This window comes from Burkholderia lata (genome assembly GCF_000012945.1).
Classification (GTDB): Bacteria; Pseudomonadota; Gammaproteobacteria; order Burkholderiales; family Burkholderiaceae; genus Burkholderia; species Burkholderia lata.
In genome coordinates, this window is record NC_007510.1 from 1,114,522 (window position 1) to 1,129,948 (window position 15,427).

18 protein-coding genes are annotated in these 15,427 nt (G+C 65.7%); 10 read left to right on the forward strand and 8 right to left on the reverse strand.

Translation table 11 applies throughout. From position 1 onward, the window contains the following. Nucleotides 1–28 precede the first annotated feature (28 nt). Nucleotides 29–1,315 (reverse strand): D-amino acid dehydrogenase, encoded by a 1,287-nt coding sequence (locus BCEP18194_RS10995; protein WP_011351352.1) that lies wholly within the window; start codon nucleotides 1,313–1,315, stop codon nucleotides 29–31. Between the two features lie 145 nt (nucleotides 1,316–1,460). Here BCEP18194_RS10995 and BCEP18194_RS11000 point away from each other — a divergent pair, with 145 nt between their 5' ends. Then, nucleotides 1,461–1,949: an Lrp/AsnC ligand binding domain-containing protein gene (locus BCEP18194_RS11000; RefSeq protein ID WP_011351353.1), complete on the forward strand. Its 489-nt coding sequence runs from the start codon at nucleotides 1,461–1,463 to the stop codon at nucleotides 1,947–1,949. Between the two features lie 90 nt (nucleotides 1,950–2,039). Next, nucleotides 2,040–3,227: a PA0069 family radical SAM protein gene (locus tag BCEP18194_RS11005; protein ID WP_041492777.1), complete on the forward strand. Its 1,188-nt coding sequence runs from the start codon at nucleotides 2,040–2,042 to the stop codon at nucleotides 3,225–3,227. Nucleotides 3,228–3,276: 49 nt separating this feature from the next. On the opposite strand, the gene BCEP18194_RS11010 is transcribed toward BCEP18194_RS11005, so the two are convergent. Beyond that, nucleotides 3,277–3,744, reverse strand: a complete 468-nt coding sequence (locus BCEP18194_RS11010; protein ID WP_041492778.1) for an NINE protein — start codon at nucleotides 3,742–3,744, stop codon at nucleotides 3,277–3,279. A 109-nt stretch (nucleotides 3,745–3,853) separates the two neighbouring features. Next, nucleotides 3,854–4,993, reverse strand: coding sequence for a PQQ-dependent sugar dehydrogenase (locus tag BCEP18194_RS11015; protein WP_011351356.1), 1,140 nt, complete (start codon nucleotides 4,991–4,993; stop codon nucleotides 3,854–3,856). 153 nt (nucleotides 4,994–5,146) lie between these two features. On the opposite strand from BCEP18194_RS11015, the gene rpsP reads away from it, so the two are divergent. From rpsP to BCEP18194_RS11045, 6 genes are all read left to right on the forward strand, one after another. Next, on the forward strand, nucleotides 5,147–5,401 hold the full coding sequence (gene rpsP, locus BCEP18194_RS11020) for a 30S ribosomal protein S16 (protein WP_006476550.1): 255 nt from the start codon (nucleotides 5,147–5,149) through the stop codon (nucleotides 5,399–5,401). Between the two features lie 42 nt (nucleotides 5,402–5,443). Then, the gene (gene rimM, locus BCEP18194_RS11025) at nucleotides 5,444–6,121 is read left to right on the forward strand and encodes a ribosome maturation factor RimM (protein WP_011351357.1); all 678 of its coding nucleotides are present in this window, start codon (nucleotides 5,444–5,446) and stop codon (nucleotides 6,119–6,121) included. Between the two features lies 1 nt (nucleotide 6,122). Next, nucleotides 6,123–6,917, forward strand: coding sequence for a tRNA (guanosine(37)-N1)-methyltransferase TrmD (trmD, locus tag BCEP18194_RS11030; RefSeq protein ID WP_011351358.1), 795 nt, complete (start codon nucleotides 6,123–6,125; stop codon nucleotides 6,915–6,917). Between the two features lie 133 nt (nucleotides 6,918–7,050). Then, a complete protein-coding gene (gene rplS / locus BCEP18194_RS11035; protein ID WP_011351359.1) occupies nucleotides 7,051–7,443 on the forward strand; it encodes a 50S ribosomal protein L19 in 393 nt (130 codons plus the stop codon). A gap of 87 nt (nucleotides 7,444–7,530) precedes the next feature. Beyond that, nucleotides 7,531–8,217 carry a CoA pyrophosphatase gene (locus tag BCEP18194_RS11040; RefSeq protein ID WP_011351360.1) on the forward strand — a complete coding sequence of 229 codons (687 nt, stop codon included), beginning with the start codon at nucleotides 7,531–7,533 and terminating at the stop codon, nucleotides 8,215–8,217. 120 nt (nucleotides 8,218–8,337) lie between these two features. After that, nucleotides 8,338–9,276 carry a CobD/CbiB family protein gene (locus BCEP18194_RS11045; protein WP_011351361.1) on the forward strand — a complete coding sequence of 313 codons (939 nt, stop codon included), beginning with the start codon at nucleotides 8,338–8,340 and terminating at the stop codon, nucleotides 9,274–9,276. 64 nt (nucleotides 9,277–9,340) lie between these two features. On the opposite strand, the gene BCEP18194_RS11050 is transcribed toward BCEP18194_RS11045, so the two are convergent. From BCEP18194_RS11050 to BCEP18194_RS11060, 3 genes are all read right to left on the reverse strand, one after another. Further along, nucleotides 9,341–9,658 carry a putative signal transducing protein gene (locus BCEP18194_RS11050; protein ID WP_011351362.1) on the reverse strand — a complete coding sequence of 106 codons (318 nt, stop codon included), beginning with the start codon at nucleotides 9,656–9,658 and terminating at the stop codon, nucleotides 9,341–9,343. A gap of 66 nt (nucleotides 9,659–9,724) precedes the next feature. Beyond that, a complete protein-coding gene (gene rsgA, locus BCEP18194_RS11055; RefSeq protein WP_011351363.1) occupies nucleotides 9,725–10,666 on the reverse strand; it encodes a ribosome small subunit-dependent GTPase A in 942 nt (313 codons plus the stop codon). Then, entirely contained in the window at nucleotides 10,663–11,922 is a 1,260-nt protein-coding gene (locus tag BCEP18194_RS11060) for a M48 family metallopeptidase (protein WP_011351364.1), read from the reverse strand. Before BCEP18194_RS11060 ends, rsgA begins: the two co-directional genes overlap by 4 nt. 117 nt (nucleotides 11,923–12,039) lie before the next feature. Between BCEP18194_RS11060 and orn the strand changes: the two genes are divergently transcribed. Then, on the forward strand, nucleotides 12,040–12,660 hold the full coding sequence (gene orn / locus BCEP18194_RS11065) for an oligoribonuclease (RefSeq protein WP_011351365.1): 621 nt from the start codon (nucleotides 12,040–12,042) through the stop codon (nucleotides 12,658–12,660). A 16-nt stretch (nucleotides 12,661–12,676) separates the two neighbouring features. Here the strand turns inward: orn and mog are convergent, their stop codons facing one another. Next, nucleotides 12,677–13,297: a molybdopterin adenylyltransferase gene (gene mog / locus BCEP18194_RS11070; RefSeq protein ID WP_011351366.1), complete on the reverse strand. Its 621-nt coding sequence runs from the start codon at nucleotides 13,295–13,297 to the stop codon at nucleotides 12,677–12,679. Continuing rightward, a complete protein-coding gene (gene yjgA / locus BCEP18194_RS11075; protein WP_277396355.1) occupies nucleotides 13,278–13,883 on the reverse strand; it encodes a ribosome biogenesis factor YjgA in 606 nt (201 codons plus the stop codon). Before yjgA ends, mog begins: the two co-directional genes overlap by 20 nt. Before the next feature lie 127 nt (nucleotides 13,884–14,010). On the opposite strand from yjgA, the gene pmbA reads away from it, so the two are divergent. Continuing rightward, nucleotides 14,011–15,381 (forward strand): metalloprotease PmbA, encoded by a 1,371-nt coding sequence (pmbA, locus tag BCEP18194_RS11080; protein ID WP_011351368.1) that lies wholly within the window; start codon nucleotides 14,011–14,013, stop codon nucleotides 15,379–15,381. Nucleotides 15,382–15,427: the final 46 nt, after the last annotated feature.

Below are 15,427 nucleotides of genomic sequence, written 5' to 3' on the forward strand. Positions count from 1 at the left end.
GGCCCGCATTGCTGCAGGCACCCGCGGCTTATGCGTATGCCGGACGCGTCTGGCCGGCCACGTCCTTCAGGTAACGATGCACCGACAGGTCGTCGGCCTGGATCGCGGGCATCTTGCCCGAGATCAGGTCGGCGAGCAGCTGGCCCGAGCCGCACGACATCGTCCAGCCAAGCGTGCCGTGACCGGTGTTCAGGAACAGGTTCGACACCGGCGTGCGGCCAACGATCGGCGTACCGTCCGGCGTCATCGGGCGCAGGCCCGTCCAGAACGTTGCCTTCGACGTGTCGCCGCCGCCCGGGAACAGGTCGTTCACGCACATTTCGAGCGTTTCGCGGCGCGCGGCACGTAGCTTCTTGTCGAAGCCGACGATTTCCGCCATGCCGCCGACGCGGATGCGCTGGTCGAAACGCGTGATTGCGATCTTGTAGGTTTCGTCGAGCACGGTCGACACGGGCGCGGCCGCTTCGTTGACGATCGGCGCGGTGATCGAATAGCCCTTCAGCGGATAGACGGGGATCTTCATCAGGTTCGAGATGAAGCTGGTCGAGTACGAGCCGAGCGCGACGACGTAAGCGTCCGCGCGCACCGTCTCGCTGCCGCATTGCACGCCGGCGATCTTGCCGCCCGCGATTGCGAGTGCATCGATCGGCGTGTTGTAGCGGAACTTCACGCCAAGCGATTCGGCGAGCGCTGCAAGGCGCGTCGTGAACAGCTGGCAGTCGCCCGTTTCGTCACCCGGCAGGCGCAGGCCGCCCGTCAGCTTGTGCGAGACGGCGGCAAGCGCCGGTTCGGCTTTCTTCAGGTCGGCCGGCGACAGCAGTTCGAACGGCACGTTCGCTTCCTGCAGGACGGCGATGTCCTTCGCCGCGCCGTCGAGTTGCTGCTGCGTGCGGAACAGTTGCAGCGTGCCGCCCGTGCGGCCTTCGTACTGGATGCCGGTATCGGCGCGCAGTGCCTGCAGGCAGTCGCGGCTGTATTCGGCGAGGCGGACCATGCGGCCCTTGTTGACCGCATAGCGCTCGGCCGTGCAGTTGCGCAGCATCTGGTACATCCACTGGAGCTGGAAGCGCGTGCCGTCGAGGCGGATCGCGAGCGGCGCGTGTTTTTCGAACATCCACTTGACGGCCTTCAGCGGCACGCCGGGTGCGGCCCACGGCGCGGCATAGCCGGGGGAGATCTGGCCTGCGTTCGCGAAGCTCGTCTCGAGCGCCGGGCCGGCCTCCCGGTCGATCACCGTGACTTCATGACCGGCGCGCGCGAGGTAATACGCGCTTGCCACGCCCACCACACCGCTGCCCAGAATGACGACTCGCATAGCTGCTCCAGATGGAAGGGACCAGATCGAGGCCGGGCGCACCTGCGTCTCCGTGTAACCTCTAGCTGATCTAGTTTTTTGCGCTATGGTATTGTCGAATGTGTAGGTTTTGTTATCGTATTTTTCAGGTTTTCAGCATAAACAAATGAGAACGCAACGTCAGCCCGTACGCTCGCTCGACAAGCTCGACCGACGCATCCTGAAACTGCTCCAGGACGACGGCCGGATGGCGATGAAAGACCTCGCGGAACAGGTTGGACTGACCGTCACGCCGTGTATCGAGCGCGTGCGGCGCATGGAGCGGGATGGCGTGATCACCGGCTATCACGCGCGGGTCGACCCGCACCAGCTGGATGCCGCGTTGCTGGTGTTCGTCGAGATCACGCTCGGCCACAAGGGCGGCAACATGTTCGAGCAATTCCGCCGGGAAGTGATGAAGATCGACGAGGTGCTCGAGTGTCATCTCGTGTCCGGCGATTTCGACTACCTGATCAAGGCGCGGATCGGCGAGATGGCCGACTACCGGAAGCTGCTCGGCGATATCCTGCTGCAGTTGCCCGGCGCCGTGCAGTCGAAGAGCTATGTCGTGATGGAAGAAATCAAGGAGACGCTGACGATCGCCGTGGGCGACTGACGCGCCTGCGGCAGGCTGTCGGCCCCTTTATCCCGCCCTTGGCATGCTGCGCCCAATACTGTATAAATGTACAGTATTGGGCGCAGGCGAATGGGTGGGTACATGGACGATCGATCCGACAACGAATTTCCGGTAGCGCCGCCCGTGCCCCGCAAGGGGCGCGGTGCGGTCGACAACCTGCAGGGGCGATACGAAATCGCGCAGCGCGAAGCGGTCGACGACGGCTGGACGCACGAGTCGGACGATACCGATTTCCCCGCGCCGCTGCGCACGCAGGTCTTCGAGGAGCGTGCGAAGAGCATCCTGACGCACAACCAGTCGCCCGACATTCCGTTCAGCGTATCGCTCAATCCGTATCGCGGCTGCGAGCACGGCTGCATCTATTGCTTCGCGCGGCCGACGCACAGTTATCTCGGCCTGTCGCCGGGGCTCGATTTCGAAAGCCGCATCTATGCGAAGGTCAACGCGGCCGAACTGCTCGAGCGCGAGATTTCACGCAAGCGCTACGTGCCGGAGCCGATCGCGCTCGGCGTCAACACCGATGCCTACCAGCCGGTCGAGCGCGACCTGCGCATCACGCGCAGCGTGATCCAGGTGATGCACGATCGCGGGTTGCCGTTCGCCGCGATCACGAAGTCGTCGCTGATCGAGCGCGATCTCGACCTGCTCGCGCCGATGGCCGAACGCGGGCAGGTGATGGCGGCGGTCACGATCACGACGCTCGATGCCGATCTCGCGCGCACGCTCGAGCCGCGCGCGGCAACACCGGCGCGCCGGTTGCGCACGATTCGTGCGCTGAGCGAGGCGGGCGTGCCGGTCGGCGTGAGCATTGCCCCGGTGATTCCGTTCGTCACCGAGCCCGACATGGAGCGCTTGCTCGAGGCGTGCGCGGAAGCCGGCGCGACGCATGCGAGTTACATCATCCTGAGGTTGCCGTGGGAAGTCGCGCCGCTGTTCAAGAACTGGCTTGCCGCGCATTTTCCCGATCGCGCGGAGCGCGTGATGAACCGCGTGCGCGACATGCGCGGCGGGAAAGATTACGACTCGGATTTCTCGAAACGGATGAAGGGCGAAGGGATCTGGGCCGACCTGCTACGGCAGCGCTTCCGCCAGGCCGTCAAGCGGCTCGGGCTGAACGAGCGCACGAACGGCATTCTCGATCTGTCGCAGTTTCGCGGTGCGCCGGCCGCCGCGGCGCCGGCGCCGCGCGTTGCTGTTCGTTCAGCCGGCACGCGGTCGGCGCAACCGCGCGACGACATGCAATTGAACCTGTTCTGACCGGCGTGCCAAACCGGCTCGGAGCGCCGGTGCGTAGCGGCCGTTACGCTTACTGCGAAATCTGCTTGGCCGCTTCGACCTGCGACTCGAAATACGTCTGGAACGACAGCGCGAGCGCGGTCATCAGCAGGAAGGCGCCGATCAGCAGCGAGAAGATCACCACGAAGATCACGGTCCAGCCCGACTTGCTGTGCTTGCCCGTCTCCGCATTGAATTGCGCGTCCCATTTTTCGTCGGGGCGGAGCCCGTAGACGAGCGCGGCGAGGAACGCTGCCAGCAGCGAGATCGCGCCGGGAACCGAGAGCCACCAGCCGAGGCCGGCGCTGCGCTGGGTCGCGGCGAGCAGGAGGAAGCCCGGGATGCCGACGATCGTTGCGAGCAGGTGCGCCCAGCCGAACACGTCGCGGAAGCCATACAGATAGAAGCGGTGCGCGCCGAGCGATCCGAACAGGAACGCGAGGGCGGCGGTGAGCGTCTTGGAGCGAAAGCGGCGGGACGGTGCGGTGCTGCTGGACATGGATGGCGGCGTATTGTCGTTGGCATGGGCGGCCGGCGGGCCGGCGCGGGCGCGCGGCCCGGCACGCATTCTACGACGCCCGGTCGGGCCCGGTCACCCCTGTCCTGCGTCAAGGTGCCGCATAGGTCACGCGGTAGATCGCGCCCGCGTAGTCGTCGCTGACGAGCAGCGAGCCGTCCGGTAGCTGCAACACGTCGGCCGGACGCCCCCAAACCGTGCCGTCGGGCCGCAGCCAGCCCGTGACGAACGGGGTCTGGCGCGCCTGGCTGCCGTCCGCCGAAACGACGACGCGCATCACGCGGTAGCCGACCTTCGTGCTGCGATTCCACGAGCCGTGTTCGGCGATGAAGATGTTATTGCGATACGACGCCGGAAACATCGGCCCTGTATAGAAGCGCATGCCGAGTGCCGCGACATGCGCGCCGAGTTTCAAAACGGGCGGCACATAGCGGCGGCATACGTCGGCGCTGCCGAATTCGGGGTCGGGCGTGTCGCCGCCATGGCAGTAAGGAAAGCCGAAGTCGAGGCCGGCGCGTGGCGCGCGGTTCAGCTTGTCGTCGGGCACGTCGTCGCCCATCATGTCGCGCCCGTTGTCGGTAAACCAAAGCTCGCCCGAATCGGGATGCCACGCGAAGCCGACCGTATTGCGTACGCCGCGGGCAACAACCTCGCTCCCGCTGCCGTCCGCCTTCATGCGTGCGATGATCGCGTAGCGGCTGCGATCGGCGAGACAGACGTTGCACGGTGCGCCGGTCGGCACATACAACTTGCCGTCGGGGCCGAACGCGATGAATTTCCAGCCGTGATGGTGTTCGGTCGGCAGCGCGTCAGTGACGACGGCGGGGGCGGGCGGCGTCGCGAGCCGGTCGTCGATATGATCGAGACGCAGGATGCGCGATACCGCGGATATATAGAGTGCGCCGCCACGGTAGGCGACGCCGACGGGCATGTCGAGCCCGGATGCGATCACGTAGCGCGCGCTGATCCGGCCCTCATGCATCACGAACGCATGCACGCGGCCTTCCCGTGTACCGACATACAGGATGCCGCGCGGCGACCACGCCATTTCGCGGGCGGTCGGCACCGCGTCGGTCAGCACTTCGACGTGGAAGCCGGGCGGCACGACGAGTTCACCCAACGGCAACGGCGCGGCAAACGCCAGTGCGGACGCGAGGCAGGCAAGGCCGGCAAGCAGCGCCGCAAAACGGTGCTGCACGCGGCGCATCGAGGCGGCGCGAAGGGGCGGCATGACGGTGTGGAACGTCCCGGACACGACGATTGTATGCCCGGCGGATAGCCCGCCTCCGGATTTTTTCCGCGTAAGTGTTTGTTGTACCTCTGGTTTCCGGCTATAATCGCGTGTTTCAGTAGTTTCGAACCCGGTTTTCCCGAAGGACATCATATGGTTATCATCCGTCTGGCTCGTGGCGGCTCGAAGAAGCGCCCGTTCTACAACATCGTTGCTACCGATTCGCGCAACCGTCGTGACGGCCGCTTCATCGAGCGCGTCGGCTTCTACAACCCGGTCGCTACGAAGGGCGAATCGCTGCGTATCGCTCAGGATCGTCTGACGTACTGGCAAGGCGTTGGCGCGCAACTGTCGCCGACCGTCCAGCGTCTCGTGAAGGAAGCGCAAAAGGCGCAACCGGCTGCCTAACATGGCACGGTGTGCCGGTCGTGCCGGCTTTGAGGTGCATTAATGGCGGGTCACGATTCCGGTAATGCAAGGCGCGGGCGTGCGTCGTTTGGCGCATTCGTCCGCAAGCCGGTCGAGCGCGACGCTGTCGCGAACGCCGGTCAGGCTGCCGAACAGGGCAGTCTCGAAGAGGCGCAAGCCTGGCCCGACGATGCCGTCGAGGTCGGGGCGGTGGTCGACGCCTATGGCCTGAAGGGCTGGGTCAAGGTGGCGACGCACGCCGACGCCGGTCGCGGCGGCGATGCACTGCTCAAGGCGCGCCACTGGTGGCTGGAACGCGGTGCGGAGCGGCTTTCGGTCCGCATCATGCAGTCGAAGGCGCACAGCGACACCGTCGTTGCGCAACCCGCGGGCGTCAGCGACCGCGATGCCGCGTTCGCTATGCGCGGTTTTCGCGTGTTCGTGCGCCGGGAAGATTTCCCGGCATTGGCCGCGGACGAATTCTATTGGGTCGACCTGATCGGTCTCGACGTCGTCAACGAGCAATCGGTGGCACTCGGGAAGGTGAGCGGGATGATCGACAATGGCGTGCATTCGATCATGCGTGTCGAGTATCCGGCGACTGGTAAAGACGGTCAGCCGACCACCGACGAGCGGTTGATTCCGTTCGTCGGCGTATATGTCAAAACGGTGGATCAGGCGGCGCGTCGCATCGTCGTCGACTGGGAAGCCGATTACTGAAATGAACCAGGTTACCGAGAGCGCGGTGCAGTTCGACGTCGTCTCGCTCTTTCCCGAGATGTTCCGTGCACTGACCGACTGGGGGATCACCAGCCGGGCCGTCAAGCAAGGGCGCTTCGGGCTGCGCACCTGGAATCCGCGTGATTTCACGACGGACAACTACCGTACGGTCGACGATCGTCCGTACGGCGGTGGTCCGGGCATGGTGATGCTGGCCAGGCCGCTCGAAGCCGCGATCGATGCCGCGAAAGCGGCACAGGCGGAACAGGGTATCGCGAGCACGCGTGTCGTGATGATGTCGCCGCAGGGCGCGCCGCTCACGCACGATCGTGCGGTGCGGATGGCGCAGGAGCCCGGTGTCGTCGTGCTGTGCGGCCGCTATGAAGCGATCGACCAGCGCCTGCTCGATCGTTGCGTCGACGAGGAAATCAGCCTCGGCGATTTCGTCCTGTCCGGCGGAGAATTGCCGGCGATGGCGATGATGGATGCAGTCGTGCGGTTGCTGCCCGGTGTGCTGAACGATTCGCTGTCGGCCGTGCAGGACAGTTTCGCCGACGGCCTGCTCGATTGTCCGCACTACACGCGCCCCGAGGAATACGACGGCGTGCGTGTGCCGGACGTGCTGCTCGGCGGGCATCATGCCGAGATCGAGCGGTGGCGGCGCCAGGAAGCATTGAGAAATACGTTGCGGAAGCGGCCGGACCTGATCGTCCGGGCGCGCCGCGAGAAGTTGTTGAGCCGTGCCGACGAGGCGTGGCTTGCGAACCTCGCACGCGAAGCGAAGGACGCCTCCTGAGGCGGCTGCGCGGGCGGGAATTGGCGGTGCCGTGCATGCGTGCGCGGCGCCTGATGTGAATCCATCCTCTATCGGGGCCAGGCCTGGAAGCAGGCGGGTGCCAACGCCGACACGATGGCATAAGGAGTCAGTAATGAATCTGATCGCAAAACTTGAGCAGGAAGAAATCGAGCGCGCGCTCGCCGGCAAGACGATCCCCGAATTCGCCCCGGGCGATACGGTTATCGTGAACGTGAACGTGGTTGAAGGTAACCGCAAGCGCGTTCAGGCTTACGAAGGCGTCGTGATCGCGATTCGCAGCCGTGGCCTGAACTCGAACTTCATCGTCCGCAAGATTTCGTCGGGCGAAGGCGTCGAGCGTACGTTCCAGACGTACTCGCCGCTGCTGGCAAGCATCGTCGTGAAGCGCCGCGGTGATGTGCGTCGTGCGAAGCTGTACTACCTGCGCGAGCGTTCGGGCAAGTCGGCTCGTATCAAGGAAAAGCTGGTGTCGAAGGATCGCACCGCAGCAGCTTCCCAAGAGTAAGAGCTGTAAGGAAAAAGCACCCAACCGGGTGCTTTTTTCATTCTGGCGCGAGAATATGCTCGATACGACACGAACCCGAGAGCCCCATTGAATCGCCGCCCCATCATCGATCCCGAAGTCCTGCCGGTCGAAGGCACCGGCGCCGGCCTGCCGGCCATCGATTCCCGACTGATGACGCCGTCCGGCCTGCGCGACCGATTCGCGCGCACGCTCGAATGGAGCGTCGAGCCTGGCGAAGCGCGGCTGCAGAAGGGCGTCGATCTGCGTAGCGCGGCCGTTCTCGTGCCACTGGTCGTCCGCGAGTCCGGCCTCACCGTGCTGCTGACCCAGCGCGCCGACCACCTGAACGATCACGCCGGACAGATTAGCTTCCCCGGCGGTCGTCGCGAACCGTTCGATCGCGATGCAACCGCAACCGCGTTGCGCGAGGCGAAGGAAGAGATCGGGCTGGCCGACAAGCGTGTCGAGATCCTCGGCGCGCTGCCCGACTACCTGACCGGTACGGGCTTCTGCGTGACGCCGGTAGTTGGCCTCGTGCATCCACCGTTCACCGTGCAGGCCGACACGTTCGAAGTGGCCGAGATTTTCGAGGTGCCGCTCGCGTTCCTGATGAATCCCGCGAACCATCAGGTCCGTGTGTTTCGCTGGGAAGGCGGCGAGCGTCGTTTTTTTGCGATGCCCTATCCGAATGGCGAACCCGGCGGGCATTACTTCATCTGGGGCGCAACTGCCGGCATGTTGCGCAATCTGTACCGCTTCTTGGCCGCCGGCTAGGCGCACACGGCGTCTGGGGCGCGCGGCCGGCCGCCGGGCGACCGCACCGGCAGCCATCCGGTGCTTACGCTGTGCTATCGTTATGCAAAAAATGACATAACTCCGAAGACGGCGCCACGCATGACTTTCTTTTCGGTTCTCCTCGCCCTCATCATTGAACAGGTCCGCGCGTTGTCGCCGAACAATCCGGTGTTCGCGCTGTTCCAGTTTCATGCGGAAACCGTCGCGCATGGTCTCGACGCAGGCAAGCAGAAGCACGGCATCCTCGCCTGGCTCGCGGTCGTGCTGCCGTGGGTGCTGATCGTCGCGCTGATCTATTTCCTGCTGTTCAAGGTGAGCTTCGTGCTCGCATTCATCTGGAACGTCGTCGTCGTGTATTTCACGCTCGGCTTCCGTCAGTTCAGCCATTACTTCACCGACATCCACCTCGCGCTCAATAATGACGACGTGCCGCGTGCACGCGAAATCCTGCACGAGTGGACAGGCATCGACACGGTCGACATGCCGGTCGGCGAAATCGTTCGCCATACGCTGATTCACGCCGTTGTCGCATCGCATCGCCACGTGTTCGGCGTGTTCTTCTGGTACGTGCTGCCGATCGGCCCGGCCGGCGCCGTGCTGTACCGGATTTCCGAATACCTCGCGCGCAGCTGGTCGACGCCGGGCGACGACCGCACGGCGGCGTTCTCGACGTTCGCGCAGCGCGCGTTCTTCGTGATCGACTGGATTCCCGCGCGATTGACCGCGCTCGGCTTCGCGATCGTCGGCAATTTTGAGGACGCGATCTATGCTTGGCGCAACCATACGCGCCAGTGGCCCGATCCGAACGATGGCGTCCTGCTGGCAGCCGGCAGCGGAGCGCTCGGCGCACGCCTCGCCGGGCCGCTCGCGGAGCCGTCGAGCCTCGATGCGCTGGCAGTTGGCGACAGCGGTCCGCTGACGGTCGGTGACGATTGCACGCCGCGTACGCTGCAATCCGCGGTCGGCCTCGTCTGGCGTGCGGTGATCCTGTGGATGATTCTGCTGCTGATGCTGACGCTCGCCGTCTGGGTGTCCTGACGGGGCAGTGCGGTACCCGATGAAAGGCAGAAGGCCGGCTTGAAGCCGGCCTTTTTGCTGTGGGTCAGTCGTCTAGCGGATCGCGCACGGCGCCGCATTGCCAGCACGCGGTGAACTGGGCTTCGAGCGCCTCGCCGCACTGCCGGCAGCGCCACGGTGCGGCGCCAGCCGACGGGCCGTGCGACGCGGCATCGAGGAGCCGGCGCGCGAGTGCGTCGTCGCGTTCGTCGTCGAGCCACAGTTCGGGCGTGCACGCGTCGGCGGGCAGGCCGCCGAGTGCGCCGGTTGCGTAGCAGTTATGCAGCTCGCAACCGATGCCGGCCACCTGAAGCACGTTGGCCCAATGCTGCGCCGTCGCAAGATCGGGTGCCTTGAAACGCATCGCGGCTCCTGTCGGTGAAAGCCGGCCCGGATGGCACCGGCTGGCCGCCGCGCGCGTGCCGCGCGATCAGCGGACGATCTGGCTCGCCTCGTGCACGAGCTGCGCATACAACGCATGCCGCGACGGTGCGATTCGGCCGTCGGCGACGGCTTCGAGAATCGCGCAGCCGGGCTCGTGCAGATGATGGCAATTATAGAAACGGCAGTCGGCGAGCAGCGGCCGGAACTCCGGAAAGGCGCGCTCGAGACGACCTTCCGTCAGGTGGTAGAGGCCGAATTCCTGGAAGCCCGGCGAATCGATCAGCGCGCCGCCGCCCTCCAATGGGTAGAGGCGCGTGAACGTCGTCGTGTGACGGCCGCTGTTGAGCGCAGCCGAAATCTCGCGCGTCGCGGCTTCGGCATCGGGAACGAGCAGGTTCACGAGCGTCGACTTGCCCATCCCGGACTGGCCGAGCAGGATCGTCGAATGTCCGGTGAGGTGCGGCATCAATTGTGCGCGCGCGTCGTCGGGCGAGCCCTTCACCGACAGCTCGAGCACGTCGTAGCCAAGGGCGCGGTAGGGTGCGAGGCGCTCGCGCGCGACCGGCAGCGCGGCTTCGACGTCGATCTTGTTCAGCACGACGAGCGGCTTCAGCTCGTTTGCCTCGGCGGCGATCAGCGCACGGCCGAGCAAGTCCTCGCTGAAGTAGGGCTCGGTCGCGAGCACGATCAGCAACTGGTCGAGGTTGGCCGCGAACAGCTTCGACTTGAACTGGTCGGAACGGTACAGCAGGTTGCGCCGTTCGCCGATCTCGACGATGACGCCCTGGTCGGCCGATGCGAGTTCGTACACGACACGGTCGCCGACCGCGATATCGCTCTTCTTGCCGCGCGGGAAGCACTGCAGCATCGGGCCGCCATCGTCAGGCGCGACGATGTAGTGGCGACCGTGCGCCGCGATCACGCGGCCTTCGACCCGTTGCGCATTCGACGCGCGCGGGGCCGGCTTGCGGGAGGTCGGCCGGCTCATGCGTGCTGCATCAGGCGGTCGATCCGCTGCGACGCAGGCGGATGCGAGTAGTAGAAAGCCGTGTAGACGGGGTCGGGCGTCAGCGTCGACGCGTTGTCCTCATAGAGCTTCACGAGTGCGCTGACGAGATCCTGCGCGTCGGTCTGGCTGGCCGCGAATGCGTCGGCCTCGAATTCGTGCTTGCGCGACGTGAGGCTGCCGAACGGCGTCGCGAAGAACAGGAACACGGGAATCGCGAGGAAGAACAGCACGAGCGCGGCACCCGCGTTGCTCGTGTCGAGCGACGGCGTGACGCCGAGCCCCGTGTAGAACCACGTGCGTTGTGCAAGCCAGCCGAGCAGCGCGAGCAGCACGAGGCTCAGCACGAACGACACGAGCATCCGCTTCATTACGTGGCGGCGCTTGAAGTGGCCGAGTTCGTGCGCGAGCACGGCCTCGATTTCCTGGCCGGACAGGCGCGCGAGCAGCGTGTCGAAGAACACGATCCGCTTCGACGCGCCGAAGCCCGTGAAGTACGCGTTGCCGTGCGCGGAGCGGCGGCTGCCGTCCATCACGAACAGCCCCTTCGCCGCAAAGCCGCAGCGCTTCATCAGCGACTCGATGCGCGCGCGCAGTGCGTCGTCCTTCAGCGGTTCGAACTTGTTGAAGATCGGTGCGATGAAGGTCGGATAGATCAGCAGGACAAGCATCTGGAACGCGACCCAGACGATCCAGGTCCACAGCCACCACAGGCTGCCGGCCTGGTTCATCAGCCACAGCACGACGAACAGCAGCGGCAGGCCGAGTGCGGCGCCGAGCAGCGAATTCTTCAGCATGTCGGTGAAGAACAGCCGCTTCGTCATCCGGTTGAAGCCGAAACGCTGTTCGATCCCGAACTGTCGGTAATACTCGAACGGGACGTCGATGACGCTCGTGATCACGAGCACCGCCGCGACGAGCGCGACCTGCTGCCCGTAGCCGCGGCCGATCCAGCCGGTGAGCAGCGTGTCGAGTGCGCCGACGCCGCCGAGCAGCGTGAGGCCGACCAGCACGGCCGCGCTGACGACGATTTCGAGCATCGTCAGCCGGGTGCGCTCGACCGTATAGTCGGCCGCGCGCTGGTGGGCGGTCAGCGGAATGGTTGCGCTGAACTGCGCGGGGACGCCGTTGCGGTGCGCCGCGACGAAGCGGATCTGCCGCGACGCGAGCCACAGCTTGGTGACGACCATCGCGAGCACGGCGAGCGCGAACAGCAGGGTGAACGAAAAGGGTGACATCGAAGGCGCCAAAGGGTTCTATGCGAGAATTATATGTTCTTGCGGACCGGCCCCGCTGATGCGATGCCGGCCGCCCGGGCGGCGCCGCGCGCCGTCCGCCATTTTCCAGGATGACTCATGACCGATACCGCCGCTTCCACCAGCCAGCCCGCGCTCGTGCGCAACGAGTTGAACCTCGTCTGGCTCGACATGGAGATGACGGGCCTCGACCCGGATAACGACCGCATCATCGAGATCGCGGTCGTCGTGACCAATTCCACGCTCGATATCGCCGTCGAAGGCCCGGTGTTCGCGATCCACCAGAGCGACGAAACGCTCGCGAAGATGGACGACTGGAACAAGTCGACGCACGGCCGCTCGGGCCTGATCGACCGCGTGCGTGCATCGACCGTGACCGAAGCGGAAGCCGCCGAGCAACTGCAGGCCTTCCTCGCGCAGTACGTGTCGCCCGGCAAGTCGCCGATGTGCGGCAACTCGATCTGCCAGGACCGCCGCTTCATGGCGCGCTGGATGCCCGAATTCGAGCGGTTCTTCCACTACCGCAACCTCGACGTCAGCACGCTCAAGGAGCTGTGCCGCCGCTGGCAGCCCGCGATCTACAAGGGCTTCCAGAAGCGGGCAATGCACACGGCGCTCGCGGACATCCACGAGTCGATCGACGAGCTGAAGTACTACCGCGAGCATTTCCTGATTCCGGCCGCGTCTGCTTCGGCCGGCGAGTCCGCGCCGGCCGCCTGAGCGGGCCGGCACACGCTTAGCGCGGTGCGCGCTGAGCGCTTTTCGGCCGGAACGCCGCGACCACCGCGGCGTCGGTCTCGATGTAGGGGCCGCCGATCAGGTCGATGCAGTAAGGCACCGCGGCGAAGATGCCGGGCACGGTCGACTTGCCGTCGGCATCGCGCAGCCCTTCGAGCGTTTCCCGGATCGACTTCGGCTGGCCTGGCAGGTTGACGATCAGCGCCGCATGGTCGGCCGTCTCGCGGATCACCGCGACCTGCCGCGACAGGATCGCGGTCGGCACGAAATTCAGGCTGATCTGCCGCATCTGTTCGCCGAATCCCGGCATTTCCTTCGTCGCCACGGCCAGCGTGGCCTCGGGCGTCACGTCGCGGCGCGCGGGGCCCGTGCCGCCCGTCGTCAGCACGAGGTCGCATCCCGCGACGTCGACGAGCTCGGCGAGCGTGGCGGAGATCGTGGGCGCATCGTCCTGGATCAGGCGCGTTTCGGCGCGCCACGGCGACACCAGCGCGCCGGCGAGCCATTCCTGCAGCGCGGGAATGCCTTTGTCCTCGTAGACACCCGTGCTCGCGCGGTCGCTGATCGACACGAGGCCGACGACGAGCTCGTCCGGGTGGTTACGCTTCGTCGTCGTCATGGTCGTCTCCGGCGTCGTCCGCCGCTTCGTCGTCCGCATTGGACGTGCCGCCGGCGGTCTTGATCCACTGGAACAGCTCGCGGAAATAGCGCGGCGGCTTGCCTTGCTGCGCTTCCTTGCGTGCGTTGCGGATCAGCGTGCGGCCTTCCTGGATATCGGCTTCCGGGTGCTGGCGCAGGAATTCGGTCAGTGCGTCGTCGTTCGCGAGCAACTGTTCGCGGGTGCGTTCGATCCAGTGCAGGCGGGCCGTCGCGGCCTTGTTCACGCCGCGTTGCGCGTCGAGCGCGGTGCGCAGCGCGGCCGTCTCGTCGTCGGTCAGCGAGCGCATCACGCGGCCGACGTACTGGAGCTGGCGGCGCTTGCCTTCGTGATCGGTGATTCGGCGCGCCTCGCGCACGGCGTCCGCGAGGCTTTCGGGCATCGGCATGCGTTTCAGCGCGTCTTTCGGCAGATCGACGAGTGCCTGGCCGAGCACCTGCAGCTCGTGCATCTCGCGCTTCAACTGGGATTTGCTGGGGCGATCGTAGCCATTGTCGTCGTCTTCGGCGGCATGCTCGATCGGCTGGATTCGGGTTTTGCGTGTCATGGACGGCATTGTATCGCGCCGCGGACACCCCAAGCTTGTCGGTGCCCGGCCCCGGACCTTGCTATGATCGCGGGATACGCAACATTTTGAACATGCGGGCGCCCGCCCGCCACCGGATATCTAGACGATGGCAGCCAATCTCGACGTACAAGCGCGCTATTTCCCGCACACGCAGGACCAGCTCAAAGAAATCGCCTCGGACATCCTTCGCCATGCGAAGGCACTCGGCGCGACGGACGCCGCGACCGAAATCTCCGAGGGCGACGGCCTGTCGGTGTCGGTGCGCCGCGGCGAGGTCGAAACGATCGAGCACAACCGCGACAAGATGGTCGGCGTGACCGTGTTCATCGGCAAGAAGCGCGGCAACGCGAGCACGTCGGATTTTTCGCCGGGCGCGATCAAGGATACCGTCGCCGCCGCGTACAACATCGCACGCTTCACGGCCGAGGACGAAGCGGCCGGCCTGGCCGAGGCCGAACTGCTCGAAACCGACCCGCGTGACCTCGACCTGTACCACCCGTGGGCGCTGACGGCCGACGAGGCGGTCGAGCTCGCCCGCCGCGCGGAAGACGCCGCATTCGCGGTCAGCCCGCAGATCCGCAATTCGGAAGGCGCAAGCGTGTCGGCCCAGCATTCGCAATTCGTGCTGGCCACGTCGCGCGGCTTCCTGTCCGGCTACCCGTACTCGCGCCACTACATCGCATGCGCACCGATCGCGGGCAGCGGGCGTCACATGCAGCGCGACGACTGGTATTCGTCGAAGCGCAGCGCGATCGATCTCGCGGCACCCGAAGCGGTAGGCCGTTACGCGGCCGAGCGTGCGCTGGCGCGGATGGGCGCACGCCGCCTCGACACCCGCAAGGTGCCCGTGCTGTTCGAGGCGCCGCTCGCGGCCGGCCTGCTCGGCGCATTCGTGCAGGCGGTGAGCGGCGGCGCGCTGTACCGCAAGACGTCGTTCCTCGTCGACAGCCTCGGCAAGCCGGTGTTCGCACCGCACATCCAGGTCGTCGAGGATCCGCACGTGCCGCGCGCGATGGGCAGCGCGCCGTTCGACGAGGAAGGCGTGCGCACGCGTGCGCGCAGCGTCGTCAAGGATGGCGTCGTCGAAGGCTACTTCCTGTCGACCTATTCGGCGCGCAAGCTCGGCACGCAGACCACCGGCAACGCGGGCGGCTCGCACAACCTCGCGCTGCGCAGCTCGAACACGCAGGCAGGCGACGATTTCGACGCGATGCTGAAGAAGCTCGGCACGGGCCTGTTGCTGACCGAGCTGATGGGGCAGGGCGTGAACTACGTGACGGGTGACTATTCGCGCGGTGCGGCGGGCTTCTGGGTCGAGAACGGCGTAATCCAGTATCCGGTCGAGGAAATCACCGTCGCGAGCACGCTGCAGGAAATGTTCCGGCATATCGTTGCGATCGGCGCCGATTCGATCGTGCGCGGCACGAAGGAAACGGGCTCGGTGCTGATCGAGCAGATGACGATCGCCGGGCAGTAAGCGGCGCGCGGCATCGGCCGCCATCAAACAAAAAGCCCGACCGGCA

Excerpts from the sequence above, each read along its gene's own strand:
- BCEP18194_RS10995 (WP_011351352.1), bottom strand. The coding sequence starts at position 1,315 with ATGCGAGTCGTCATTCTGGGCAGCGGTGTGGTGGGCGTGGCAAGCGCG.
- BCEP18194_RS11000 (WP_011351353.1), top strand. The coding sequence starts at position 1,461 with ATGAGAACGCAACGTCAGCCCGTACGCTCGCTCGACAAGCTCGACCGA.
- BCEP18194_RS11005 (WP_041492777.1), top strand. The coding sequence starts at position 2,040 with ATGGGTGGGTACATGGACGATCGATCCGACAACGAATTTCCGGTAGCG.
- BCEP18194_RS11010 (WP_041492778.1), bottom strand. The coding sequence starts at position 3,744 with ATGTCCAGCAGCACCGCACCGTCCCGCCGCTTTCGCTCCAAGACGCTC.
- BCEP18194_RS11015 (WP_011351356.1), bottom strand. The coding sequence starts at position 4,993 with ATGCCGCCCCTTCGCGCCGCCTCGATGCGCCGCGTGCAGCACCGTTTT.
- rpsP (WP_006476550.1), top strand. The coding sequence starts at position 5,147 with ATGGTTATCATCCGTCTGGCTCGTGGCGGCTCGAAGAAGCGCCCGTTC.
- rimM (WP_011351357.1), top strand. The coding sequence starts at position 5,444 with ATGGCGGGTCACGATTCCGGTAATGCAAGGCGCGGGCGTGCGTCGTTT.
- trmD (WP_011351358.1), top strand. The coding sequence starts at position 6,123 with ATGAACCAGGTTACCGAGAGCGCGGTGCAGTTCGACGTCGTCTCGCTC.
- rplS (WP_011351359.1), top strand. The coding sequence starts at position 7,051 with ATGAATCTGATCGCAAAACTTGAGCAGGAAGAAATCGAGCGCGCGCTC.
- BCEP18194_RS11045 (WP_011351361.1), top strand. The coding sequence starts at position 8,338 with ATGACTTTCTTTTCGGTTCTCCTCGCCCTCATCATTGAACAGGTCCGC.
- BCEP18194_RS11050 (WP_011351362.1), bottom strand. The coding sequence starts at position 9,658 with ATGCGTTTCAAGGCACCCGATCTTGCGACGGCGCAGCATTGGGCCAAC.
- rsgA (WP_011351363.1), bottom strand. The coding sequence starts at position 10,666 with ATGAGCCGGCCGACCTCCCGCAAGCCGGCCCCGCGCGCGTCGAATGCG.
- BCEP18194_RS11060 (WP_011351364.1), bottom strand. The coding sequence starts at position 11,922 with ATGTCACCCTTTTCGTTCACCCTGCTGTTCGCGCTCGCCGTGCTCGCG.
- orn (WP_011351365.1), top strand. The coding sequence starts at position 12,040 with ATGACCGATACCGCCGCTTCCACCAGCCAGCCCGCGCTCGTGCGCAAC.
- mog (WP_011351366.1), bottom strand. The coding sequence starts at position 13,297 with ATGACGACGACGAAGCGTAACCACCCGGACGAGCTCGTCGTCGGCCTC.
- yjgA (WP_277396355.1), bottom strand. The coding sequence starts at position 13,883 with ATGACACGCAAAACCCGAATCCAGCCGATCGAGCATGCCGCCGAAGAC.
- pmbA (WP_011351368.1), top strand. The coding sequence starts at position 14,011 with ATGGCAGCCAATCTCGACGTACAAGCGCGCTATTTCCCGCACACGCAG.